The 25,224-nt window shown below is 65.9% G+C and carries 16 protein-coding genes; 12 read left to right on the top strand and 4 right to left on the bottom strand.

What is annotated here, in order from left to right; genetic code table 11:
* Window positions 1–18: 18 nt before the first annotated feature.
* The 9 genes from QRM60_RS11480 (at window position 19) to QRM60_RS11440 (ending at window position 17,059) form a co-directional block, all read left to right on the top strand.
* On the top strand, window positions 19–2,475 hold the full coding sequence (locus QRM60_RS11480) for a family 20 glycosylhydrolase (protein WP_285446237.1): 2,457 nt from the start codon (window positions 19–21) through the stop codon (window positions 2,473–2,475).
* Between the two features lie 21 nt (window positions 2,476–2,496).
* Window positions 2,497–5,178, top strand: coding sequence for a glycoside hydrolase family 2 protein (locus QRM60_RS11475; RefSeq protein ID WP_285446236.1), 2,682 nt, complete (start codon window positions 2,497–2,499; stop codon window positions 5,176–5,178).
* A gap of 252 nt (window positions 5,179–5,430) precedes the next feature.
* Window positions 5,431–8,097 (top strand): glycoside hydrolase family 3 protein, encoded by a 2,667-nt coding sequence (locus tag QRM60_RS11470; RefSeq protein WP_115557457.1) that lies wholly within the window; start codon window positions 5,431–5,433, stop codon window positions 8,095–8,097.
* A gap of 174 nt (window positions 8,098–8,271) precedes the next feature.
* On the top strand, window positions 8,272–9,702 hold the full coding sequence (locus QRM60_RS11465) for a glycoside hydrolase family 125 protein (protein WP_161962936.1): 1,431 nt from the start codon (window positions 8,272–8,274) through the stop codon (window positions 9,700–9,702).
* A 136-nt stretch (window positions 9,703–9,838) separates the two neighbouring features.
* Entirely contained in the window at window positions 9,839–12,184 is a 2,346-nt protein-coding gene (locus QRM60_RS11460) for a GH92 family glycosyl hydrolase (RefSeq protein WP_285446235.1), read from the top strand.
* A 250-nt stretch (window positions 12,185–12,434) separates the two neighbouring features.
* Entirely contained in the window at window positions 12,435–14,276 is a 1,842-nt protein-coding gene (gene galC / locus QRM60_RS11455) for a beta-galactosidase GalC (protein ID WP_285446234.1), read from the top strand.
* A 469-nt stretch (window positions 14,277–14,745) separates the two neighbouring features.
* Complete coding sequence (locus tag QRM60_RS11450) at window positions 14,746–14,961, top strand: hypothetical protein (protein WP_076038560.1); 216 nt, start codon at window positions 14,746–14,748, stop codon at window positions 14,959–14,961.
* A 252-nt stretch (window positions 14,962–15,213) separates the two neighbouring features.
* Entirely contained in the window at window positions 15,214–15,735 is a 522-nt protein-coding gene (locus tag QRM60_RS11445) for a DUF695 domain-containing protein (protein ID WP_161962762.1), read from the top strand.
* A gap of 256 nt (window positions 15,736–15,991) precedes the next feature.
* Window positions 15,992–17,059: a sialidase family protein gene (locus QRM60_RS11440; RefSeq protein WP_115556530.1), complete on the top strand. Its 1,068-nt coding sequence runs from the start codon at window positions 15,992–15,994 to the stop codon at window positions 17,057–17,059.
* A gap of 127 nt (window positions 17,060–17,186) precedes the next feature.
* Here the strand turns inward: QRM60_RS11440 and QRM60_RS11435 are convergent, their stop codons facing one another.
* Both QRM60_RS11435 and QRM60_RS11430 read right to left on the bottom strand, forming a co-directional pair.
* Window positions 17,187–17,930 (bottom strand): copper homeostasis protein CutC, encoded by a 744-nt coding sequence (locus tag QRM60_RS11435; protein WP_161962763.1) that lies wholly within the window; start codon window positions 17,928–17,930, stop codon window positions 17,187–17,189.
* Window positions 17,927–18,991: a N(4)-(beta-N-acetylglucosaminyl)-L-asparaginase gene (locus QRM60_RS11430; RefSeq protein WP_119959258.1), complete on the bottom strand. Its 1,065-nt coding sequence runs from the start codon at window positions 18,989–18,991 to the stop codon at window positions 17,927–17,929. The genes QRM60_RS11435 and QRM60_RS11430 overlap by 4 nt, the downstream gene beginning before the upstream one ends.
* A gap of 597 nt (window positions 18,992–19,588) precedes the next feature.
* On the opposite strand from QRM60_RS11430, the gene QRM60_RS11425 reads away from it, so the two are divergent.
* The 3 genes from QRM60_RS11425 to QRM60_RS11415 all read left to right on the top strand — a co-directional run bounded on the left by QRM60_RS11425 (window position 19,589) and on the right by QRM60_RS11415 (window position 23,619).
* On the top strand, window positions 19,589–21,073 hold the full coding sequence (locus QRM60_RS11425) for a VWA domain-containing protein (protein WP_202975404.1): 1,485 nt from the start codon (window positions 19,589–19,591) through the stop codon (window positions 21,071–21,073).
* 87 nt (window positions 21,074–21,160) lie between these two features.
* Window positions 21,161–21,733, top strand: coding sequence for a sigma-70 family RNA polymerase sigma factor (locus QRM60_RS11420; RefSeq protein ID WP_042594995.1), 573 nt, complete (start codon window positions 21,161–21,163; stop codon window positions 21,731–21,733).
* 1,457 nt (window positions 21,734–23,190) lie between these two features.
* On the top strand, window positions 23,191–23,619 hold the full coding sequence (locus QRM60_RS11415) for a hypothetical protein (RefSeq protein ID WP_285446233.1): 429 nt from the start codon (window positions 23,191–23,193) through the stop codon (window positions 23,617–23,619).
* A gap of 241 nt (window positions 23,620–23,860) precedes the next feature.
* Here QRM60_RS11415 and QRM60_RS11410 read toward each other — a convergent pair whose 3' ends face one another.
* Together QRM60_RS11410 and QRM60_RS11405 are read right to left on the bottom strand one after the other, a co-directional pair.
* Window positions 23,861–24,433 (bottom strand): GNAT family N-acetyltransferase, encoded by a 573-nt coding sequence (locus QRM60_RS11410; RefSeq protein ID WP_115557459.1) that lies wholly within the window; start codon window positions 24,431–24,433, stop codon window positions 23,861–23,863.
* A gap of 307 nt (window positions 24,434–24,740) precedes the next feature.
* Window positions 24,741–25,217: a chemotaxis protein CheW gene (locus QRM60_RS11405; RefSeq protein WP_012437706.1), complete on the bottom strand. Its 477-nt coding sequence runs from the start codon at window positions 25,215–25,217 to the stop codon at window positions 24,741–24,743.
* Between the last annotated feature and the right edge of the window lie 7 nt (window positions 25,218–25,224).

Raw genomic sequence — 25,224 nt, 5'->3', positions numbered from 1 at the left:
ACATCGGGATGTGATTGCATGCTCTCCAACACCGGCCCTGTTCCACGCACGCTGTCGTCGCGCCTGCTGCTGTCCACACGATTGCCGTCGCGCCTGCTTGTCTGCTGCGTTGCAGTCAGCGCCCTGCTTGGATGTGGTCAACGCGAGGCCGGCACTGCACCGGCCGTTGCCAGTGCCGGCGCGCCCGCGGCACCTGCCGCGAACACACCGCTGCCCCTGATTCCGGCACCGGCGCAGCTCACACGCGGCAGTGGCAGTTTCCACATCGGTGCCGGCACGGTGATTTCGATCGTCGGTGGCGATGCCGATGCACGCCGCAGCGCCGAATATCTCGCCGAGCTGCTCAAGCGCACGCGCGGCCTGTCGCTGGAAGTGCGCAACGAAACCAGCGCATCGCCGGGCAGCATCCGCCTGGAACGCAGCGCGCAGGCACCGGTGACGCAAAAGGAAGGCTATAGCCTCGATAGCGACGCGAAGGGCATCCGTATCCAGGCGCGTGATGGCGCCGGGTTGTTCTACGGCACCGTGAGCGCGTGGCAGTTGATGACCCCGGATGCGCGCAAGGGCGATGTCGAGGTACCGGCGGTGACCATCCGCGACTGGCCGCGTTTCAGCTGGCGCGGCCAGCATCTGGATGTGGCGCGCCACTTCCACGACGTAGCAACGGTCAAGCACGTGCTCGACACGATGGCCGTGCACAAGCTCAACGTGCTGCACTGGCATCTCACCGATGACCAGGGCTGGCGGATCGAGATCAAGCGCTACCCCAAGCTCACCGAGGTGGGTGCGTGGCGCACGCCGCCGGGCGCGGGCCAGCACGGCACACCGGAGCGCTATGGCGGCTTCTACACGCAGGAACAGATCAGCGAAGTGGTGGCCTACGCGGCGCGCCTGCACATCACCGTGCTGCCCGAGCTGGATATGCCCGGGCATGCGCAGGCGGCCGTTGCCGCCTACCCCGAAGAAGTGGGCGTCCCCGGCGTGCGCACCCAGGTGGGTGTGGACTGGGGCGTCAACCCGTACCTGTTCAACACCAGCGAACGCAGCCTGACCTTCATCACCAATGTGCTGGATGAAGTACTCACGCTGTTCCCGTCGACCTACATCCACATCGGCGGCGATGAGGCAGTCAAGGACCAATGGGAAGCCTCGCCTACGGTGCGCGCACAGATGCGCAAGCTCGGCGTCAAGGACGCACACGCGATGCAAGGCTGGTTCAACGAGCAACTGGCGCAGTACCTCACCCTGCACGGCCGGCGCATGATCGGCTGGGACGAAATCCTCGAAGGTGGCGTGCCCGCCAGCGCGGCCGTGATGTCCTGGCGTGGCATCGAAGGCGCGGTGACCGCCGCCAAGCAAGGCCACGACGTGGTGCTGGCACCGGGCGATTCGCTGTATCTGGACAACCTGCAAACCACGCGCAGCGATGAACCCAACGGCCGCCTGACCACGCTGCCGCTCTCGAAGGTCTACGCGTTCAACCCGGTGCCGGCCGCGCTCAATGCCGAGCAGGCCAAGCATGTGCTCGGCGCACAGGGCGCGTTGTGGGCCGAATACATTCCCTCGCGCTGGCACATCGACCACGCGCTGTTCCCGCGCCTGGCAGCGGTGGCCGAAGTGACGTGGTCGCCGATGGCCGCGCGCGACTGGAAGAGTTTCCTGGCGCGGATGCCGGCGCAGCTGCAGCGTTATCAGGCGCTGGGCATCGATTACAGCGATGGCGCCTTTGCCGCCGACATCGACCTGGACGGCGACGTCAACGCGGTACTGGCCGGTGGCCCGGCCAAGGTGTCGCTCGGCAACCAGAGCGGCGCCGGCAGCCTGCACTACACCGTGGATGGCAGCGACCCCACACCGGATGCACCGCGCTACACGGCGCCGTTCGCGATTCAGCTGCCCACCACCGTCAAGGCCACCGCCTTCACCGACGATGGCATTGCACTGGCCGCCCCACGCAGCCGCACCTTTGACCGTGCCGCGCTGCTGAGCCGCGACACCCAGGGTCTGCGTCACTGTGTCGAGCAAGGAGCGCTGGGCTTGCGCCTGCCGCTGCTGCCGGATCTGCCGGGCGCGGACACGCCGGTCTACAACGTGGACCTGTTCCATGCCTGCCGCCTGTATCCGCAGGCGCGGCTGGATGATGTGGGCGCGATCAAGGTGGACGCCGCACGCCTGGCGCGCAACTTCGGCCTGGCGCACGAGCAGTCCAAGGTGCAGAAGTACCCGGCCAAGACACCCGGCGGTGAACTCGAAGTGCGCCTGGGTTGCGAAGGCGAGCTGCTCGCGCTCATCCCGCTGCCCAAGGGCAACGCGCTCGGCGAACAATTCACGCTGGAAAGCGCGCTGCCTGCACGCACCGGCACGCACGATCTGTGCCTGCGCTTCACCGCCCCCATCACCGGCCCGTTGTATGCCATCGGCGCCGTCCATCTGATCGAAACCACCGCGCAGGCGCCCCCCGCCGCCACGCGCTGATCCCTTCAAGGAGAACCCTGCATGCCCCTGCCCCGCCAACGTCGTGTTCCTGCACCCGCCCGCCTCGGGCTTGCCCTCGCCTTCGCCATGTCGCAGGCCTGGGCAGCGCCGCCCACGGCCGTGACGCTGGACAGCGGCTGGCAGGTGCGGCTGGTCCCGGGGCAGGAACAGGCCAAGACCTACCCCAAGGCCGCCGCCTGGTTGCCGGCGCACGTGCCGGGCGTGGTGCAGACCGATCTGATCGCCGCCAAGGTCGTGCCGGACCCGTTCTACCGCGACAACGAAGGCAAGATTCAGTGGGCCGGCCTGAGCGACTGGCAGTACCAGACGCGCTTCAAGGTCGATGCGGCCACGCTCGCGCGTGAGCATGTGGAGCTGGTGTTCGATGGCCTGGATACGTTTGCCGAGGTCACCCTCAACGGCAAGCCGTTGCTCAGCGCCGACAACATGTTCCGGCAGTGGCGCGTGGACGCCAAGGCGCTGCTCAAGCGCGGCGACAACGTGCTGGAAGTGAAGCTGTTTTCGCCGATCAAGAAAATCCAGCCGTGGCTCGCCAAGCAGCCGTACGCGCTGCCGGGCGCCTACGATTCGGCCTTCGGCGACGAGCCCGAATCGCGGCACAGCTCCACCTACGTGCGCAAGGCGCCGTACAACTTCGGCTGGGACTGGGGCCCGCGCATGGTCAACGCCGGCATCTGGAAAGACGTGCGTGTGGAAGCCTGGGATGCGGTGCGCGTGGACGGCTTGCACATCGCCCAGCAGCGCGTGGATGCCAACAGTGCGCAGCTGCAGGCGCAGCTGGAGTTGCAGGCCGGCCGCAGCGGCCCGGTGCAGGTCAGCCTTGACGTGCTCGGCCCGGATGGCCAGCGCGTGGGCCAGTTCACCCAGGACGCGGTGGTCGACCCGGGCCAGAACCACATCGATCTGGCCGTGCGCATCGCCAAGCCCAAGCGCTGGTTCCCGGCCGGCTACGGCGCGCAGGACCGCTACACCTTCGTGGCGACGGTGCGCGATGCCGATGGCGACAGCCAGCAGATCAAGCGCATCACCGGGCTGCGTTCGGTGGAGCTGCGCCGCGAAAAAGACAAGTTCGGCAAGAGCATGGAGATCGTGATCAACGGCATCCCGATCTTTGCCAAGGGCGCCAACCTGATTCCGCTGGACGCCTTCCCCTCGCGCGTCAGCCAGGCGCGCATGCGCAGCACCCTGCAGGACGCGCGCGATGCCAACATGAACATGCTGCGCATGTGGGGCGGCGGCCATTACCAGGACGACCATTTCTACGAGGTGGCCGACGAGCTGGGCATCATGATCTGGCAGGACTTCATGTTCGGTGGCGCGGTGCCGCCGTATGACGTGGAGTTCCGCGAAAACACCCGCCAGGAAGCGATCGAGCAGGTCAAACGCCTGCGCGACCATCCCAGCGTGGTGTTGTGGTGCGGCAATAACGAAGTGCAGACCGGTTGGGAAAACTGGGGCGACCGGGTCAAGTTCAAGCAGTCGGTGGACCCGGAAGAACGCAGCCGCATCGAGCGCGGCATGACCACGCTGTTCGGCACCGTGTTCCGCGAAGTGGTCGCCACCTACGACAGCGATGTGCCGTATTGGTCCACCTCGCCCGGCACCAATTTCGACGGTGCTGCGGACCAGGCCAACGATGGCGACATGCATTACTGGAAGGTCTGGGGCGGCCCGGCGCTGCCGGTCACCGAATACCTCAATGTCACTCCGCGTTTCATGTCCGAATACGGCCTGCAGTCGTTCCCGGACATGCGCACCGTGCGCGCGTTCGCCGAACCCGGCGACATGGATCCGGAATCGCCGGTGATGCGCGTGCATCAGAAGTTCGACAAGGGCAACGGCAACAAACGGCTGATGCTGTATATCCGCCGCGAATTCGGCGAGCCCAAGGATTTCGAAAGCTTCGTCTACCTGAGCCAGCTGATGCAGGCCGAAGGCATCAACCTGGCCGCCTCGCATCTACGCGCTTCGCGTCCGCAGTCGATGGGCTCGCTGTACTGGCAGCTCAACGACGTGTGGCCCGGCGCCTCCTGGTCGAGCGTGGACTACTACGGCCGCTGGAAGGCGCTGCACTACCACGCACGCCGCTTCTATGCGCCAGAAATGATCGCCGCGCTGCGCAACGACAAGGGCCAGACCGAGGTCTCGCTGGTGTCCGACCGCACCACGCCGCTGCAGGCGCGCTGGCGCATGCGCGTGATGAGCATGGAGGGCAAGGTGCTGAGCAAGCGCGAAGAAAAAGCCACGCTTAAGCCGCTGAGCAGCCTGCAGGTGGGCAACTTCAGCGACAAGCAATTGCTGGGCAGCGCCGATCCGAAGCGTAGCTATGCGGTGTTCGAACTGCTGGATGGCGATACCGTGCTTTCACGCGAAGTGGTGTTTTTCGCCGCCGCCAAGCAACTGGCCTTGCCCACCGCCACGATCGACAGCCAGTGGCGCGCCGATGGCGATGGTTACGCGCTCACGCTGTCCAGCAAGACGCTGGCGCGCGAGGTGTGGCTGTCGTTCGGCGACGTGGACGCCACGCTGTCGGACAACGCCTTCGACCTGCTGCCGGGCGAGCCGCTGACCGTGCACGTGACCAGCAAAACTGCGCTGGCGCAGTTGCAGGCCGCGCTGCAGGTCCGCGACCTGGCCAGCACGCTGGCGGGTGCACCACCGGAGCCGGCCGAGAGCAAATGACGTTTCAGTTCGCTGCACAGTGAGCGCGGCGCATGCACCGCGGTGAACATCATCGTTGGTGCAACGCGCGACGCACACGCCAGCACCACCGCACCGCTTCGCACCTGCGCAGCAGCGCGAGCCAGACGTCGCACTACCGCGGCAGCGCCGATACACGGCCTGCCGCATCCAGATCCATCCCTGCCCGTCGCCACGCGACGGGTACCCCAATGCAACGCCGCGCGGCCACTGCCGCACGGCAGGAGTGAAATGATGTCGTTGTCCGTGTTTCCGCATCGCCTGGCCCTTGCTCTCGGATTTGCCTTGGCTGCACCGCTGACCAGTGCGCCCGCTCAGGCCGCAGCGCCCACCGGGACGCCGGAACAGCGTGCCGCTGCACTGGTCGCGCAGATGAGCCGCGAGGAAAAAGTGGCCCAGGCGATGAGCGCGGCGCCGGCAATTCCGCGCCTGGGCATCCCCGCCTACGAATGGTGGAGCGAAGGCCTGCACGGCATTGCCCGCAATGGCTACGCCACGGTGTTTCCGCAGGCGATCGGGCTGGCCGCCAGCTGGAATACGCAGCTGATGCAGCAGGTGGGCACGGTGGTGTCGACCGAGGCACGTGCCAAGTTCAACCAGGCCGGCGGCCCGGGCAAGGACCACAAGCGTTACGCAGGCCTGACCATCTGGTCGCCGAACATCAACATCTTCCGCGACCCGCGCTGGGGCCGTGGCATGGAAACCTATGGCGAAGACCCGTTCCTCACCGGGCAACTGGCCGTGGGTTTCATTCGCGGCCTGCAGGGCGATGACCTGGAACATCCGCGCACCATTGCAACGCCCAAGCACATCGCCGTGCACAGCGGCCCGGAGCCGGGCCGGCATGGTTTCGATGTGGACGTCTCCCCGCGCGATGTGGAAGCGACCTACACACCTGCGTTCCGTGCCGCGCTGGTCGAGGGCCAGGCCGGCTCGGTGATGTGCGCCTACAACTCCCTGCACGGCACGCCGGCATGCGCGGCAGACTGGTTGCTCAACGGCCGCGTGCGCGGCGATTGGGGCTTCAAGGGCTTTGTGGTCTCCGACTGCGATGCAGTGGACGACATGACCCAGTTCCATTACTTCCGCCCGGATAACGCCGGATCGTCGGCGGCATCGCTCAAGGCGGGCCACGATCTCAACTGCGGCACTGCCTATCGCGCGCTTGGCACCGCGATCGAACGCGGCGAAGTGGATGAAGCCCTGCTCGATCAATCGCTGGTGCGCCTGTTCGCCGCACGCTACCGCCTGGGCGAGCTGCAGGCGCCGCGCAAGGACCGCTACGCCATGCTCGGCGCCAAGGACATCGACAACGCGGGCAACCGTGCGCTGGCGTTGCAGGCGGCCGCCGAGTCGATTGTGCTGCTGAAGAACGCAAACGCCACGCTGCCGTTGAAGGCCGGCACGCGGCTGGCGGTGATCGGCCCCAACGCCGATGCATTGGCTGCACTGGAAGCCAACTACCAAGGCACCTCATCGCAGCCGGTGACGCCGCTGCTCGGCCTGCGCCAGCGCTTCGGCGCGCAGCAGGTGCGCTACGCGCAAGGCGCGCCGCTGGCCGCTGGCGTGCCGGGCATGATTCCGGAGACCGCGCTGCGCAGCGACGGCAAGCCCGGGCTGCGCGGTGAGTATTTCGACAATGTCGAGTTGGAAGGCGCACCGCGCGTGACGCGCCAGGACCGCGCGATCAGCTTCAACTGGGACCAGGTAAGCCCGGCCAAGGGCGTGCCCGCCGATCGCTACGCCGTGCGCTGGAGCGGCGAGCTGTTGCCGCCCGGCACTGGCGACTACACGCTGGCAGTGCGCGTGGCGCGGTGCTTCGATTGCACCGGCCACGACCCGGTGCGGCTGTACATCGACGACAAACTGGTCGTTGCCGGCAACGCCGAAGACAAGCACGTGCCGGCCGGCATGCACAATGCCGACGGCCGCAGCGTGGAGACGGTGCTGCATTTCGACGACACCCGCCCACGCAAGATCCGCCTGGAACTCGAACACCGCGGCCAGGACCAGGGCGTGCGCCTGGAATGGTTGGCACCGGCCGCCGCGCAACTGGCCGAAGCCGAACAAGCCGTGGCGCAGTCCGATGCGGTGGTGGCCTTCGTCGGTTTATCGCCGGATGTGGAAGGCGAGGAACTGCGTATCGACGTGCCCGGCTTCGACGGCGGCGACCGTAACGACATCGCCCTGCCCGCCGCGCAACAGGCCTTGCTGGAACGTGCCAAGGCCTCCGGCAAGCCGTTGGTGGTGGTGTTGATGAGCGGCAGCGCGGTGGCATTGAACTGGGCCAAGACCCATGCCGATGCGATCGTGGCGGCGTGGTACCCCGGCCAGTCCGGCGGCACCGCGATTGCCCGTGCGCTGGCCGGTGAAGACAACCCCGGCGGGCGCCTGCCGGTGACGTTCTATCGCTCCACCAAGGACCTGCCGCCATACGTCAGCTACGACATGAAGGGCCGCACCTACCGCTATTTCAAGGGCGAGGCGTTGTTCCCGTTCGGCTACGGGCTCAGCTACACCCGCTTTGCGTACGAGGCGCCGCGCCTGTCCGCCACCATGCTGCAGGCCGGCAGCCCGCTGCAGGTGACCACGACCGTGCGCAATACCGGTGAACGCGCGGGCGATGAAGTGGCGCAGGTGTATCTGCAGTATCCAGACCGCCCGCAGTCGCCATTGCGCAGCCTGGTTGGATTCCAGCGCGTGCATCTGCAACCGGGCGAGCAGCGCACGCTCACCTTCACCCTGGATGCGCGCGCCCTGAGCGATGTGGACCGTACCGGCACGCGCGCGGTGGAAGCCGGCGATTACCGGCTGTTCGTCGGTGGTGGCCAGCCAGACACCGGCGCCCCCGGCCAGAGCGTGGCGCTCACCATCCAGGGCCGCGCACCGCTGCCAAAGTAAGGCCATTCGCAGCGCGCCGGCGCAGTGCCGGCATGCGCGTCACGAACACCACGCGCCCGCAGCAAGGGCGCGGCATCAGGAGTATCCATGCGTAAGATCCCCACAGACAGCATCACCGAGCCAGCGCGCGATGACAGCACGCAACCCACCACCGCCGGCGTCTCGCGCCGCACGATGCTGGGCATGCTCGGCGCCGCCGCAGGCAGCGCGCTGATCGGCGGCATCCCCGGTGCACGCGCAGCGACCTCGTCGCCGGCCTCGGGCTTTGTCAGCAAGCGTCCGCCCAAGGCGCAGCGCCGCTTCGTCAGCACCGCGGTGGAGCAGCAGATCACCCAGATCAAGGCGCGCATCGCCGACCCGGAACTGGCCTGGCTGTTCGAGAACTGCTACCCCAACACGCTCGACACCACGGTGGAAACCGGCACCCGCAACGGCAAGCCGGACACCTTCGTCATCACCGGCGACATCCACGCGATGTGGCTGCGCGATTCGTCCGCGCAGGTGCATCCGTATGTGCCGCTGGCCAAGCGCGACCCCGCGCTGCGGCGCATGTTCCATGGCCTGATCCAGCGCCAGGCCGCCTGCATCAAGCTCGATCCGTATGCCAACGCGTTCCTGCCCGATGGCCAGACCCAGCGCCTGAAGTGGTCGCTCAACGACATCACCGAGATGAAGCCCGGCGTTGGCGAGCGCAAGTGGGAAATCGATTCGCTGTGCTACCCGATCCGCATTGCGCACGAATACTGGCGCGCCACCGGCGACACCGCGCCGTTCGACGACGACTGGCGCGAGGCGATGCACGTGGTGGTACGCACCTTCCGCGAACAGCAGCGCAAGGACAACCGCGGCCCGTACGTGTTCCAGCGCCCCTCGCCGCTGGCCACCGAGACGCTGGTGCTGGAAGGCTACGGCCAGCCGACCAAGCCCAACGGCATGATCCATTCGATGTTCCGCCCGTCCGACGATGCCTGCGTATTCCCATTGTTCGTGCCGGCCAACCTGTTCGCGGCGGCCTCGCTGCGGCAGCTGGCCAGCATGAGCACGCAGATCCATCGCGACAGCGCATTCGCGGCCGACTGCACCGCGCTGGCCGACGAAGTGGAAACCGCCACGCGCCAGTTCGGGCAGATGCGCGACAGCGATGGCCAGGCGTATTGGGCGTTTGAAGTGGACGGCTACGGCAATCAGTTGTTCATCGACGACGCGAACGCGCCCGGGCTGCTCAGCCTGGCTTACCTGGGCTGTTGCGATCGCGCCGACCCGGTGTTCCTGCGCACACGCCAGCTGGCCTGGAGCGAACGCAACCCGTACTTCTCGCGCGGCAGCGCGGCCGAAGGCGTGGGCAGCCCGCATAGCGGCATGGGCACCATCTGGCCGATGGCGATCGTGCAGTACGCGCTGGTCAGCGACGACGATGCGCAGCTGCGCCAATGCCTGCAGTGGCTCAAGACCACGCATGCCGGCACCGGCTTCATGCATGAGGCCTTCGACAAGGACAACCCAGCCACATTTACGCGTGACTGGTTCGCCTGGGCCAACACCTTGTTCGGCGAACTCATCATCGACCTGCATCAGCGTAAACCGCAGCTGCTGCGCAGTAGTTGATTGTCCGAAGCGCTAGATCTTCCTTTCCAGGCGGAACGACACCGCACTTGATCTTCCCTTCTCCCGCCGGGAGAAGGTGCCCGAAGGGCGGATGAGGGTGCCCCGGCATCGGCCCGCAAACTCCGAGACCAGACACATGGCAACACGACGCGGTTTTCTACAAGGCGCCATCGCAGCAGCCCTCTTCGGTAGCGGCGCTCTGGCCACAAGCCTCGCCCGCGCACGCGCCGGCTCCTACGCACTGCCGGCCGATGCGCGCACCCGCGCCGACCTCACCCGTCATGTCGATGTCTTCATCGGCACCGGCGGCCACGGCCACACCTTCCCCGGCGCGACATTGCCGTTCGGCATGGTGCAGCTCAGCCCGGATACCTACAACGCGGTGTGGGATTCGTGCTCGGGCTACCAAGAGTCCGATGGCTCGATCATGGGCTTTTCGCACACGCATCTGTCCGGCACCGGCATCGGCGACATGCTCGATGTGCTGCTGGTGCCGGCCACCGGCGAGGTCAAGCTGGTACCCGGCCCGCTGGATGATCCCGACGCCGGCTATCGCTCACGCTACGACCATGCGGATGAAGCGGCCTCGCCCGGCTACTACCGCGTGCGGCTCAAGGACAGCGGAGTGCATGCCGAACTCACCGCCACCGCGCGCGCCGGCCTGCACCGGTACCACTTCCCCAAGGGCAAACCTGCGCACGTGCTGCTGGACCTGTGCCATGGCATGCAGGACAAACCCGGCATCGCCACCCGCGTGAGCGATGCGCAGCTGCGCGTGGTCGACGCACAGACCATCACCGGCGGCCGCCGTGTCTATCAGTGGGCCAAGGGCCGCTATATCTACTTCGCCATGCGGCTGTCGCGCCCGTTCGAAAAGGCGCAGCTGTACAACGAAGACCAGCCCCTCGCCGCCGGGCTGCACAGCGCCGATGGCGTGCATCTCAAGGCCGCACTGCATTATCCGGATGCCTCCGAGGCGCCACTGCTGATCAAGGTCGGCATCTCGGCGGTGAGCGCGGACAACGCGCTGGCCAACCTGGATGCCGAACTTCCCGACTTCGACTTCGCCCGCGTGCATGCGCAAGCCGTGGCCGCGTGGGAAAAGGAACTGGGGCGCGTGCGCATCGACAGCGACGACGAGGCGCAACGGCGCATCTTCTACACCGGCCTGTATCACAGCCTGTTGGCGCCCACGTTGTTCAGCGACGTCGATGGCCGCTACCGCGGCATGGACCTGCAGATCCACACCGCACCCAAGGGGTATCACAACTACAGCACCTACTCGTTGTGGGACACCTACCGCGCCGCACATCCGCTGCTCACCCTGGTGCAACCCGAGCGCGTGCCGGACCTGGTGCAGTGCCTGGTGCGCGGCGCCAATGAATGCCCGGATGGCGTGGGCATCTGGCCGCTGCAGGGCGTGGAAACCGGCTGCATGATCGGCTACCACTCGGCGGTGGTGCTGGCCGAAGCGCACACCAAGGGCTTCACCGGCATCGACTACAAAGCCGCCTGGCCGGCCTACCGCAAACGCGCCATGGACGACACCACGCACGGCCTGGCGTATTACCGCGCGCTTGGTTACATCCCCGCCGACAAGGTGGACGAGGCGGTCAGCCGCACCCTGGAATACGCCTACGACGACTGGGCCTGCGCGCACCTGGCGCAGGCCGCTGGCGCCACCGACGATGCACGCGCACTGCGCGAACGTTCGCGCAATTACCGCAACGTGTTCAACCGCGACAGCGGCTTCGTGCAGGCGCGCCTGGAAGACGGCAGCTGGGCCACACCGTTCGACCCGCGCGGCATGGGGCACATCGCCAAGTGGCGCGATTTCACCGAGTCCAATGCCTGGCAGGCCACCTTCCTCAACCAGCACGATCTGTATGGCTATATGGATTTGTACGGCGGCCGCGATGGCTTCCTGGCCAAGCTGGACGAGCTGTTTTCCACCAGCTCCGAGTTGCCGGCCGATGCACCGCCGGATATCGATGGCCTGGTCGGCCAGTACGCGCATGGCAACGAACCCAGCCACCATGTGGCGTATCTGTTCGCCTACGCCGGGCAACCGTACAAGACCCAGGCGATGGTGCGCCGGCTGTTGCGCGAGCAATACCACGATGCGCGCAATGGTCTGTCCGGCAACGAGGATTGCGGTCAGATGAGTGCGTGGTTCGTGCTCAGCGCACTTGGCCTGTACGCCGTGGACCCGGTCAGCGGCAACTATGTGCTCGGCAGCCCGTTGTTCAAGCGCGCCGAGCTGGACGTGGGCAACGGCCGCACGTTGCGCATCATTGCCCGCGACACCAGCGCCAAGAACCTCTACGTACAGTCGCTGACCTGGAACGGCACGCCAATCACGCGCAGCTGGATGCGGCATGCCGATCTGGCCGCTGGCGGCACGCTGGAGTTCCGCATGGGAGCCACGCCCAACCTGGCGTTCGGTGCAAGCAAGGAGGACCTGCCGCCGTCGTTCGCCTGAGCACGCGCGATCGTTGCGTCAGCGCCACGCGTGAGCGGCCACACCTGGTGCGCTGCGCTCGGATGATCGCAGCGCAACGGCGCGCTCCTTCAAGCCGCTTCGCGCGCCATCGCGTCCTCCTGCATGGGGCAACGATAGGCAACCTGCGGTGCGCACGCAACACCGGCACTGCAGCCTGGCCCGCCATCCGTTCGTGTCACTCGCCCCACGTCATTCGTCATTCGTCATTCGTCATCGCCGAGAATTGCCCATGTTGCGTACCACGCTTGCCCCGCTCGTCCTGGCCCTGGCCATCGCACTGCCCATTACCGCCACGGCCGCTAGCGATGACCAGTGGCCCACCTTCGCTACCCAGGGCACGCAGTTCGTGCGCGACGGCAAGCCATACCAAGTGCTTTCCGGTGCCATCCATTTCCAGCGCATTCCGCGCGCCTACTGGAAAGACCGCCTGCAAAAAGCGCGTGCGCTGGGTTTGAACACGGTGGAAACCTACGTGTTCTGGAACCTGGTCGAACCGCAGCAGGGGCAATTCGATTTCAACGCCAACAACGACGTGGCCGCGTTCGTACGCGAGGCCGCCGCGCAAGGCCTCAACGTGATCCTGCGGCCCGGCCCGTACGCCTGCGCGGAATGGGAAGCCGGTGGGTATCCAGCCTGGTTGTTTGGCAAGGACAACATCCGCGTACGCAGCCGCGACCCGCGCTTTCTCGCCGCCAGCCAGTCCTACCTGGATGCAGTGGCGCAGCAGGTGCGCCCACTGCTCAACCACAATGGCGGCCCGATCATCGCCGTGCAGGTAGAGAACGAGTACGGCTCGTACGACGACGACCATGCCTACATGGCCGACAACCGCGCCATGTTCGTCAAGGCGGGCTTCGACAAGGCGCTGCTGTTTACCTCCGACGGCGCGGACATGCTTGCCAACGGCACCCTGCCGGGCACGTTGGCCGTGGTGAATTTCGCCCCGGGCGAGGCCAAGAGTGCGTTCGACAAACTGATCAAGTTTCAGCCTGACCAACCGCGCATGGTCGGCGAATACTGGGCCGGCTGGTTCGACCATTGGGGCACGCCGCACGCCAGCACCAACGCCAAGCAGCAGACCGAAGAACTGGAATGGATCCTGCGCCAGGGCCATTCCGCCAACCTCTACATGTTCATCGGCGGCACCAGTTTCGGCTTCATGAATGGTGCCAATTTCCAGGGCAATCCCAGCGACCATTACGCACCGCAGACCACCAGCTACGACTACGACGCCATCCTGGACGAAGCCGGCCGCCCCACGCCCAAGTTCGCGCTGATGCGCGATGCCATCACGCGCGTCACCGGCGTGCAGCCGCCGGCCTTGCCCGCACCGATCGCCATGGCCGCGCTGAAGGACGCACCGCTGCGCGAGTCGGCCTCGCTGTGGGACAACCTGCCCGCGCCCATCGCCATCGACACGCCGCAGCCGATGGAACATTTCGGCCAGGATTATGGCTACATCCTGTATCGCACCACCGTCACCGGCCCGCGCACGGGTTCGCTGTATCTGGGCGAGGTGCGCGACGTAGCACGCGTCTATGTGGATCAGCAGCCCGTTGGCAGCGTCGAACGCCGGCTGCAGCAGGTCGCCACCGACGTGGACATTCCGGCTGGCCAACACACCCTGGATGTTCTGGTCGAAAACAGCGGCCGCATCAACTACGGCCCGCGCATGGCCGACGGCCGCGCCGGCCTGGTCGACCCGGTACTGCTGGGCAACCAACCGCTGACCAACTGGCAGGCGTTCCCGCTCCCCATGCGCTCGCCCGACAGCATCCGCGGCTGGACGCGTAACACAGTGGAAGGCCCCGCCTTTCATCGCGGCACCCTGCGCATCGGCACGCCCACCGACACCTACCTGGACATGCGCGCATTCGGCAAAGGCATCGCCTGGGCCAACGGCGTCAACCTCGGCAGGCACTGGAACATCGGCCCGCAACGGGCGCTGTATTACCCCGCCCCGTTCCAGCACAAGGGCGACAACACCGTGGTGGTGTTCGACCTGGACAGCACCCCCAAACCGAGCGTGCGCGGCCTGCAGCAGCAGGTATGGATGACGCCGAAGGAGTGAGCGCGTCTGCCGTACGCGCTGCGTTGCTGCGTCGCGCGTACGCATTAGTCAGGTGATTGGTGATTAGTGAGTAGTGGTGGCGCTTGATCGTTGGCGATTGGCGATTGGCGGCAAGCGGTTGGCGGCTGATCGCTGGTGGCCACTCCCGCCGGCTAGTAGCTGACAACTCAGGCCAACGCGCGCCCGCGAACCCAGACGCCTCCATCCGCCACGCCAGCGATCAGGCCTACCACCGCCAACCCCACCGGCAGGCAAACGCCATCCAGCCGCCGGGCCACGGGCCCTTCAGAGCCCCGCAGCCCCGCCGTTAACTGGACATCCGGTGCTCGTGCACCGTCCGCAGCCCGCGTGGTATCGGACGGACCACATTCCAGGCAAGATCACCGGCTCACGTCGCTATACAGAGAGAGCGACGCATTCCCGTCGTCCGTTTGAACGGCGGTCAGTTGTTTGGTTCCAGGAGCGTTTCATGTCGTCGTCCACCGTTACGCAAGACCCTGTCTCCGCGGTTCCGGAGCAGACCCAGCACGCCTTCGCCGAACACGTCCACAGCAAGCACGCACCCAGCAAACCGATCGGCAGCACCGAAGCGGCGCACCTGATGACCTTCCTGGTCCAGACCCACGCGGCCAAACAACCGCAGACCCTGCTGCCCCCGCAAGGCCGCGACCAAGACGCCGCCTGAGCGCTGCGCAGCCGCGCGTTGGCGGCATGGCGGCAGCACTAATGCTATCGCCGGCGCGCAGACCGGTCCCCTTCACGGGTCACCGATCGCCGGCATCGCGAACACCACGCTCGCCAATGTCACGGTGGTGCACGCGCTCCTGCACGGTAAGGAAGACAGCGCATTTGGCGACAGCGGCTACACCGGTGTGGACAACTCGCTGAACTGCAAGGCTTGCGATGCAGTACTTTTAACCCATCAAGGATGGATGGAATGAAACGACGAATCGTTACTTTTCTTGCAGCTCTATCGACAACGCAGGCCTCTTCGCGGCCATCGCTGCCCGAGCAATGGTGGACATATATGGCCTCATATGATGACGGACCTGGCTCGATTCGTTTAAATCTTGCATTGCGCAAGGCCGCGCCTGAAGTCAAATATCCCAACCTAATCGTCACTGGAACAACTTATACAACCAGCCGGACTGACGCCCTTCCAGAGAAAATAGACGCCAAGCGCTTGAATGACTTGCAAGAACGGATCGTTGCGGAAATTGCAAAGCACACGCCTTATGTTTATGCGGGCACATTCACCCACAACTTTGAGCAGTTGCACTATGTCTACGTGAAGAGCCCCGATGGTATCCAGCACGCACTGTCGGATGTCTATGCCAGCCATTGCCCAGGCTGCAAGGTTTACACGAATATCAAGCAAGATCCTTCTTGGCACGACTACTCAGATTTTTTGTTTCCGAATGAAGCCACTCGCGAACACTATGGCTTACAGCTCGATTGATTGGCGTACCCGACGCTTGGCGGACGTTCACATGCTTCGGGTTCCCACCAGGAGGCTCTGAACTACGCAGCGCAGATCCTGGCTGACTATTCACAGCTTCTTTGGCTTTGGCTTGTCCTGAGCTTGGGCTGCGTTTGCAGCAACTGCACTCAGGTTTCTACTATCGCTTCTGCTTCTGCCACCTCGGATAACCACAGCAATGGCATTCAATAGCTGATAAATAGATATCTATAAATCCATCGAGAACTGAACCACGATGCGACCGGCACACCTGTTGACCAGTGTTGTCTTGAGCCTGGCCGCGCTATGCGCGCAGGCGCAATCACCCACGCCTGCCCCCCCGGCCGTGGTGCTGAGCGAGTTCATCGCCAACCCCGCGCCCACCGCGCAGGCACACGCGTCGACCTTGCTGGAAACACGCGATGGCACCCTGCTGGCCGCATGGTTTGGAGGCACGCATGAAGGCGCCGCCGACGTCGGCATCTGGCTGGCGCAACGCGGGCCGCAGCACTGGCAGGCACCGCGCCGCATTGCCGATGGCGCGCATGCTGGCCCCGATGGCGCGGCGTTACCAGCCTGGAATCCGGTGCTGTTCCAGCCCCGGCATGGCCCGGTGCAGCTCTATTACAAGCTCGGCCCCAACCCGCGCGACTGGTGGGGCCTGCGCATCACCTCCACCGATGACGGCGCGCAGTGGTCGCCCCCGCAGCGCTTGCCCAACGGCATTCTCGGGCCGATCAAGAACAAGCCTCTGCAGTTGCCCAATGGACGCATCCTGGCCCCAAGCAGCAGCGAGGACCGCGGTTGGCGCGCCCACCTGGAATGGAGCGATGACGACGGCGCGCACTGGCAGCGCGGCCTGCCGCTCAACGACGCCGCCACCATCGGCGCCATCCAGCCCAGCCTGTTGCTGCACGCCGATGGCCGCCTGCAAGCGCTTGGCCGCAGCCAGCAAAACAAACTGTTCAGTACCTTCTCCAACGATGGCGGGCTGCACTGGCAGCCAATGCAATTGCTGGACGTGGAGAACCCCAACAGCGGCACGGATGCCGTGATGCTGCGCGACGGCCGCGCCCTGCTCGTCTACAACCCGGGCATCGCCGGCAAGCAATGGTGGGATGGCCGCGGCACGCTGGCGGTTGCGGTGTCAGACGATGGCGTGCAGTGGCGCCGCGTGCTCACCCTGGAAGACAGCCCGAAAGATGAATTCTCGTACCCGGCCGTGATCCAGACCCGCGATGGCCTGGTGCACATCAGCTACACCTGGAAGCGCCAGCGCATCAAGCATGTGGTGATCGACCCGGCGAAATTAATCGTGCGTTGATTGGGGTTGGTGCGTTGAGCGAGCGCGTCAGCTGCGTAATAACTAACCGCTGCTGGTGCACCATGCTTCACCAAGCCAACATCAGGCAATCCCCATCACCCAATAGCAGCCCGCCTGCACCCGCCACTTACGCTGTCTGCAACAACTGCACGATGCTGCGCACGCGCGCCACGTCGGTGCGTTGATAATCGCCGCCCAGGTCAGTGATGTACGGATGCGGTGCGTGCACCTGCGCCGCCACCGGGCCGCGCGCCGAGGCATGAAATTCGCGCGCACCGGTGCCTGCGCGCAGTGCCTGCACATTGGCCGCCGAGACACCCGCACCCGGCATGATGCTGATCCGCTCGCCGGCCTGTCGCACCAGGGCAGCAATGGTCTCTACACCTTCAAGCGCGCTCGCACGCGCACCCGAGGTCAACACACGCTCGCAACCCAGCGTAATCGCATCCTCCAGCACGCGCGCAGGATCGGAGCTGACATCGATCGCGCGATGGAACGTCACGCCCAGCGTCCCTGCGGCCTCGATCAACGCACGCATCGCCGGCAGGTCGACTTGCCCCTGCGGATCCAGCGCGCCCAGCACCACGCCGTCGCAGCCCAGCCGTACGCACTGCTCCACGTCGCGCCGCATCACCTCCACTTCCGCGGCGTCGAAAACAAAATCGCCTACGCGCGGGCGGATCAGCACATACAGCGGAATCTGTAAGCGTTCGCGCACCACTGCCAAGGTGCCGAACGAGGGCGTCAGCCCACCGCCATCCAGCCCGCCGCAGAGTTCGACTCGGATCGCACCGCCATCCTGCGCGGCCAATGCCGAGCCCACCGAATCGGCCGCCACTTCCAGCCCCACCACGACGTCTGCCGCACTCATGCGGCTGGCTCGTTGCGGTAGTGGCTCTCACCGGGCACCAGCAGGTCCTGCCGCTGCGCATCGCAGACCGCGTAGCTGAAACCCTTCTGGATCGCGAACGCGCCGACCTCGCCGCGTTTGTTCATCGCCAGAAAGCCCACCTGCAGCGTGCGCGTGAGCTCGGGCTTGCGCCGCACCAGCCGCATCACCACCTCGCGGCAGGCCTGCGCCGGCGACTTGCCCTGGCGCATCATTTCCACCACCGCAAAGCTGCCGACATTGCGAATCACTTCTTCGCCCACACCGGTGGAGGTGGCGCCGCCCACGTCGTTGTCCACATACAGGCCCGCACCGATGATCGGGCTGTCGCCGACCCGGCCGTGCATCTTCCACGCCATGCCACTGGTGGTGCACGCGCCGGACAGATTGCCGTGCGCATCGAGTGCCAGCATGCCGATGGTGTCGTGGTTGTCCTTGCCACCCGGCAGCTTGGCATCGCGCCAGGCGCGGTTCTCGATATTGGCTTCGGGCGAATACTTGGACGTCTTCAACCACTCCTTCCACGCCGCCTCCGAACTGGGCGTCAGCAGCTTGGTCTTTGGGAACCCCTGCTCAAGCGCGAACTGCCGCGCACCATCGCCCACCAGCATCACGTGCGGTGTTTTTTCCATCACCGCGCGCGCCACGGAGATGGCGTGCACCACATCTTCCAGCGAAGCCACCGCCCCGCAATTGCCGAGGTGATCCATGATGCAGGCATCCAGGGTCACCCGCCCGTCGCGATCCGGATAGCCACCCAGGCCCACGGTGGGATTGCTGGCATCGGCCTCGGGCACGCGCACGCCCGCTTCCACCGCATCCAGCGCCTTGCCGCCGGCTTTCAGAATGTCCCAGGCCGCCTGATTGGCGGCGATGCCGAAATCCCAGGTGGAGATCACCCGCGGCGCGCCAGCGGGCAGGACCGGCACACGTGCGGTGGTAGCCACACCCGCAGCTGCCTGCGCACGCGCGCCCCACCCGGCCAGCCCGGAAGCAATGGCGCCCAGCGTGGCGCTCTTGAGGAAGTGACGACGTTGGATCATCCAGATGCACTCCGTGACGGAAACAGGTGACCGCGCGATCAGCGGCAGCCTCCCATGATGCGACAGCGGGGCGCGCCGATAAACCACAACGCCACTGCCGTGCATGCGGATCCGCGCACAACGGGAACCACCGCAGCGCGAACGCAGCCGCCAAGTCGGCGAAAAAAATCTCGCATCGGTTAACCCCGTTTCCCATCCTGGCCCGTTAGACGTTCAGAGGCGCAGTGCACGGCGACCTCCGGACCTCTTCTCTCGCCACGCTTGTTCTCGACAAGCAAAGGACGTTGTATGCCGCGCCACAGCCTTCTTGCGCTCGCCCTGCTCCTGGGCGCCTGCAGCAGCAATCAGCCCACCACCCCGTCGCTCACCCACGACGCTGCCAAACCACGCGAACAGCAGCCGCCTGTAGCGGACTCAGCGGCAAACCTGCCGTTACCCGAGACCAGCATGGTGGCGCCCCAGGTCGAAAGCTCACTGCGCCAGCGCGCACAAGGGAACGTGCAGGCCTCCAAGACAGCCTCACGCCCAATGCTGCCTGCACCGCCGGTGCTTTCCACCCCCGCAGCCCCTGTCCCGGCGGCCGCACTCGCAGCGCCGATGCACATGCACGAGCGGCTGATGCCAATGCCGGCCAGCCCGCCCACCGAGAACCGCGAGACCTATCAAACGCTGAGCGACAACCCGATCGTGCAGGCCGCCGAACAGCCGGTCTCCACCTTCAGCATCGACGTGGATACCGGCAGCTACAGCAATGTGCGCCGCTTCTTGAATGCCGGCACCTTGCCACCGGTGGATGCAGTGCGCGTAGAAGAACTGATCAACTATTTCCGCTACGACGATCCGGCGCCGACGGATGGCACGCCGTTTGCGGTCCGCACAGAACTGGCTCCCACGCCCTGGAACACCGACACGCTGCTGCTGCGCATCGGCGTGGCCGGCCGCGATGTGCCAACCGCCGCGTTGCCGGCCGCCAACCTGGTGTTCCTGGTGGATGTCTCCGGCTCGATGGACGCGCCAGACAAGTTGCCGCTGCTGCAGTCATCGCTCAAATTGCTGGTGCGGCAACTGCGTAAGCAGGACCGCATCACCCTAGTGACCTACGCCGGCAGCACCGCCGTAGTGTTGCCGCCCACATCCGGCGACCAACAAACGCGCATCGTCGAAGCCATCGACAGCCTGCAATCGGGCGGCGGCACCGCCGGTGCCAGTGGCATCGAGCTGGCCTACAAAGCGGCCCAACAGGCGTATCTGCGCGGCGGCATCAACCGCATCCTGCTGGCCACCGATGGCGACTTCAACGTGGGCGTCACTGACTTCGACCAGCTCAAGGGCATGGTGGCCGAAAAGCGCCGTTCCGGCGTGGCACTGAGCACGCTCGGCTTTGGCACCGGCAACTACAACGACACGCTGATGGAGCAACTGGCCGACGCCGGCGATGGCGCCTACGCCTACATCGACTCGGCGCTGGAAGCACGCAAGGTGCTCACCCACGAACTGGGATCGACACTGGCCACCATCGCGCGCGACGTCAAGATCCAGGTCGAATTCAACCCAGGCACGGTCAAGGAATACCGCCTGATCGGCTATGAAAACCGTGCCTTGCGCCGCGAGGATTTCAACAACGACCAGGTCGACGCCGGCGACATCGGCGCCGGGCACACCGTCACCGCACTGTATGAAATCACCCCGGCACAGGGCGCCGCCTCCGTCGACCCGCTGCGTTACGCCACCACCGCGGCGCGGCGCCCGCAGCCTACGACCGGCAACGAGCTGGCGCACGTCAAGCTGCGCTACAAGCTGCCGGAGGCGCAGCGCAGCCGCCTGCTCGATACCGTGGTGCGTGCCAACCAGCAGCAAGCGCTGGCTGCCACCAGCGATGCGTTCCGCTTTTCGGCAGCGGTGGCCGGCTTTGGTCAACGTCTGCGTGGCGGCAGCCAGCTGCACGGCTGGGATTACCCGCAGCTGCGCGCATTGGCGGCTGGCAGCCTGGGCAGCGACCGGCACGGCTACCGCGCCGATTTCCTGCAACTGCTGCAGCAGGCAGACGCATTGAGCAGCCGGCCGCTTGCCACTAACGACTGATCCCCAGGACGTTCCTCGGAAGATGGCATGCGCGCTGAGCTGGCAATGAGCCATTGCACCACGCAGCACGCGCTCTACACTGCGCTCATGCCATCGACCGATCTTGCGCAACTTCCCGACGAGGAGCTCATGCTCCTTGTCGCCAATGGCTTCATCGAGCAACCGGCAAGCATGCTGTTCCAGCGTCACAACCGTGCGCTGTTCAATTTTCTGGCCTGGCTCTGCGAGGGCAACCTCAGCGAGGCCGAAGACCTGGCGCAGAAGACCTGGGTCAAGCTGATGACCCGATGCAGCGACTACCGGCCCGGGCAGGCCGCGTTCACCACATTCCTGTTCCAGATCGGCCGCAATGCGTGGATCGACACGCGCCGCAGCGCCCACCACACCACCTCGACCGCGCTGGACGACGCGCATCTGCAACTACCCGATCAGGAGTTGTCGGGCGAGCAGTTGGCGATGCTTGGCCAACAGCAGCACCGCGTGCGCGCGGCCGTCATGGCCTTGCCGGATGCGCAGCGCGAAGTGGTGGTGCTGCGGTTTTTTGCCGAACTTGGTGTTGAAGAAATCGCCCACGTGGTGGGCGAAGGCTTCGAGACCGTGAAAAGCCGCCTGCGCTATGCATTCGCCAAGCTGCGCGTCAGCCTGGATGCGGTGCAATGAGCACACTGTTCGAGCAGTTCCTGGCGGGCGAAGACGGCATCTCGGCGCTGCTGCGCGCACTGCCTGCGTACGCGCCCCCGGCGGGGATGGATGCGTGGTTTGTGCAGGCGGCACGGGCAGCAGCAGCGAATGCGGCAACCACAGCAGGAGCCGCAGCAGAAGCACTGCAGGCGCAAGCCGGGGCGGCACCAGTGATCCGCGCTGCGGGAGCGCAGACGTTTGATTTCGAGCCACCAGCCAGCCTGCATAAGGCATTTGCCGCAGCCGCCGCGCAGGCCGATCAAGCACAGGCGTCGCAGCGACAGGCAGTGCAGACGCAACTGGCACAGGGCGGCGACGCCGTGCAGGCAATCGGTGCGCCATTGAGCGCGCAAGCGCGCGCGTGGATCGACGCGCAACAGCACGTGGAGCTGGCGGAGCGGCCCACTGCGTTTGTTCGCAGCGTTTCATCGCGCGGCGATGTGCCGTCGGATTCGGAGCCCTACACGGGAGCGGCTGCACCTGCTGCGATAAATGATCTCGCGGAGGCTGCCTCAGCACGTCGGTTTGAAATCAACAGCAACAACAAAACCGACAGCGACAGCGACAGCGACAGCGACAGCGACAGCGACAGCGACAATCATCGCCTGGGCAAGCATGTGCACGCACATGCGGCACAAGACTCCAGCGCACCTGTTCCTCAGCCCGCCTCCGAACGCGATACGCGCGAGGTGGCCGCAGCGGCAACGACGCAAGCACCGCAGCCTGCCATGGCTGACACGCATGTGCCCGCAATGCCAGCCCTCAGGAGCACACGGCGGCGGCGCTGGATGCCGACACTCGCATTTGCCGCCTCGATCACGCTCGCCGTCGGTGTGGGGCTGCAATGGCAGGCCCATCAACCCGTGCCCGATGCTGCGATGGACGTAGCGCCAGCCCCCACACCGGACGCACAGAAGGTAGCGAGAGATTCTGGCCAACCGCCACTTCCGATGGCACAGCTGATCGATGCCCCCGCAGCGTCTTCGATGGCCGTGCAGGCGCCCATCGATGCACCTGCATCTTCCACTGCATCTGCCCCTGCATCTGCGCAACCTGCTCCGCCCTCGCCTGCCGAAGCGCCCGCAGGCACGGCCAAATCGCTGCCGGCCCCTGCGCCTCCGTTGGCGCCTGCTGTTGCACGACCGGCACCGGCACCCGCGCCCTCCGACGTTGCAGTCGCAGCGGCGCTGTCGTTGCCGGAACCGATGGCCGAAGGCAATGCTGCAGCCGAAGCCGCACCCACCGCAGCGCCACCAGCGGCTGCACCGATCGCCGCGAGCCGGGCAGATGCGTCTGCCGATGCATCGCTTGCACAGACAACACCGATGCGCCCTGCTGCGATGCCTCGCACAACGGCCGCGGCAGAGGCAGAGGTAGAGGCATCATCCTCGGTGATGGACCGCAGCAAATCCCCATCGTCCGTATCGCCCGCCGATATGGCGTCCGTCCCGGCTGCAACCGTGGTCGGTGAGTTCAGCGCGCCGGCGCGTCGCGCACCGCTCATCCATAACGACGCGCGGCGCGATATCCAGTCAGCACCGCTGCCCACCGAAGCGTCGCTTGCGATGCAGGCCCCCGCCAAACCATCCCCGGCGCCACGACCCGCAGGCGAGGCCGTCGCACTTTCGGTACGCCCTGCCGCGTGGTTCGCCCGACGTGCGCCCAGCACTGCGCCGCCGCGCATCCGTCTGTGGGCTGCAGCGCCCGACGCACCGGCTGTACAACGCTGGGCCGCGGGTTTGCGCAAGCAGATTCAGCAACGCGGCTGGACCACGCGCGTGGACGTTTTGCAGGACACGCAGCTGGCAGCGGACCAGCTGGACCAGCTGCGCGTGGACGTCTCTTCCAGCAACGCGCAGGAATGATGCCAGCGGCCTGTCGAGCAGCCGTAGCCGCTGGGCCGCAAAGACTTTGACGCTCACACGGGCGTCGGTGTCCACCGCACTCCATGTGGCTTTCGCCGTCCCCAGACGTCATTAAACGGCGCGATGCATCCAGATGCGCGTTATTCCGCAACGCCGTCATCAGCACCAACTCAACAACAACCGGGAACGTCACCGATCAGGCGCATGCAACCGAGTGCAACGGTTACTCAAAGGCCATCCATCACTCCTCGGCCGGAAACCCATCCTCACGCAGCAGGCTCGTCAGCACATGGTCGCGCCAGACGCCGTTCAACTGCAGATAACGGCGCGCCTGCCCTTCCACCTGGAAGCCCAGGCGCTGCAGCACGCGCGCACTGCGCTGATTCTCGGGCACGTACTGCGCCATCACCCGGTGCAGGCCCAGCGCCTCGAATACAAAAGCAATGCCCAGGGTGGCAGCCCAGTGGATCAGGCCACGGCGCTGCTGCTGCGCATCCAGCCCGTAGCCCATGTGGCAGGCCTGAAACGCACCGCGCTGGATCTGGGTAAAGCCCAGCGTGCCAATCACCTGGCTCTCCATCAGCAACACCAGCTGGAGTTCGCGCTCGCCCGGCACTGCGGTGCGGTACGCGATGCACAGGCGCCGCCAGCCATCGGTGGTGTAGAACGCCGGCGGCCGTGCCGGCATGGCATCGGCCAGGTGAGCGCGATTGCGGGTGTGGTACTCGGCCATGGCTGCCGGGTCCACCACGGCCAGGTCGCACAACACCACGCCGTCGGCATGCCGTAGCGGTGCAAACACCGGGATGCTCACGGTGGCGCGCTCGAACAACACGTCCTGCCCAAACGCGGCACGCTTGCGCCGATCAACTGCATCGCTGACGACAGCGTTTCAGGCAGGCCATCCGCACAATGCGTAGCCGCAGCAACAAGGGCGACGCCCGCACGCAACCGCAGCATGCGCGGCTCCTCTGGATAGAAAGAACGACGGCTGAAACAGGGCACTGGTGGCCGCTCTGAACGAGCAGCGCTGCAACGCATCCATCGCGTCGCTACGTTCGCTACCGGAGGCAATGGCACGCATGGCTGCGTGGCGGTCACACAGCCGTGGGGCGTTGGTGTCAGGCGGCCGCGGCGGCGAGCGCCTGGCCCACCTGCGCCTCGATGGCGTCCAGGTCGGGCAGCAACGCGCTCTGTTCGCCCAGCAGCACGCGCATGTGCACGCCGTCGGGCAGCACATCTTCGGAGGCGTCGGCCAGCAGGCCATCGCGCGGTACCGAAATCAGCTGCGGGAACGAAGCAGTCAGCAATGCGAAATACGGCAGCACCGGGTTGCCACCCAGCGCCTTCAGCACGATCACCTTGTTGTTGAGCGCGGTGGGCTCTTCGCCCATGCCACTCAGGCGCGCGAACGACAGCAGCGGCACCTTCCAGCCGTACCAGTCGATGCGGCCGACCATCCAGCGCGGCATGTCGGCCAGCGGCTCCACCGCCACGCGCGACATCACCTCGGCCACCGTGGCGTTGGGCAGCAGCACGCGCTCCTGCCCGGCCTGGATCAGGACGCCGCGGATTTCGTCATTGTTGGCGTAGCTCATCGCTTGT

It is taken from the genome of Xanthomonas sp. fls2-241-TYG-148 (assembly GCF_030208815.1).
GTDB lineage: Bacteria > Pseudomonadota > Gammaproteobacteria > Xanthomonadales > Xanthomonadaceae > Xanthomonas > Xanthomonas campestris.
The sequence above is the reverse complement of the archived record's forward strand: the minus strand, read 5'-3'. Positions and strand labels throughout refer to the sequence as shown.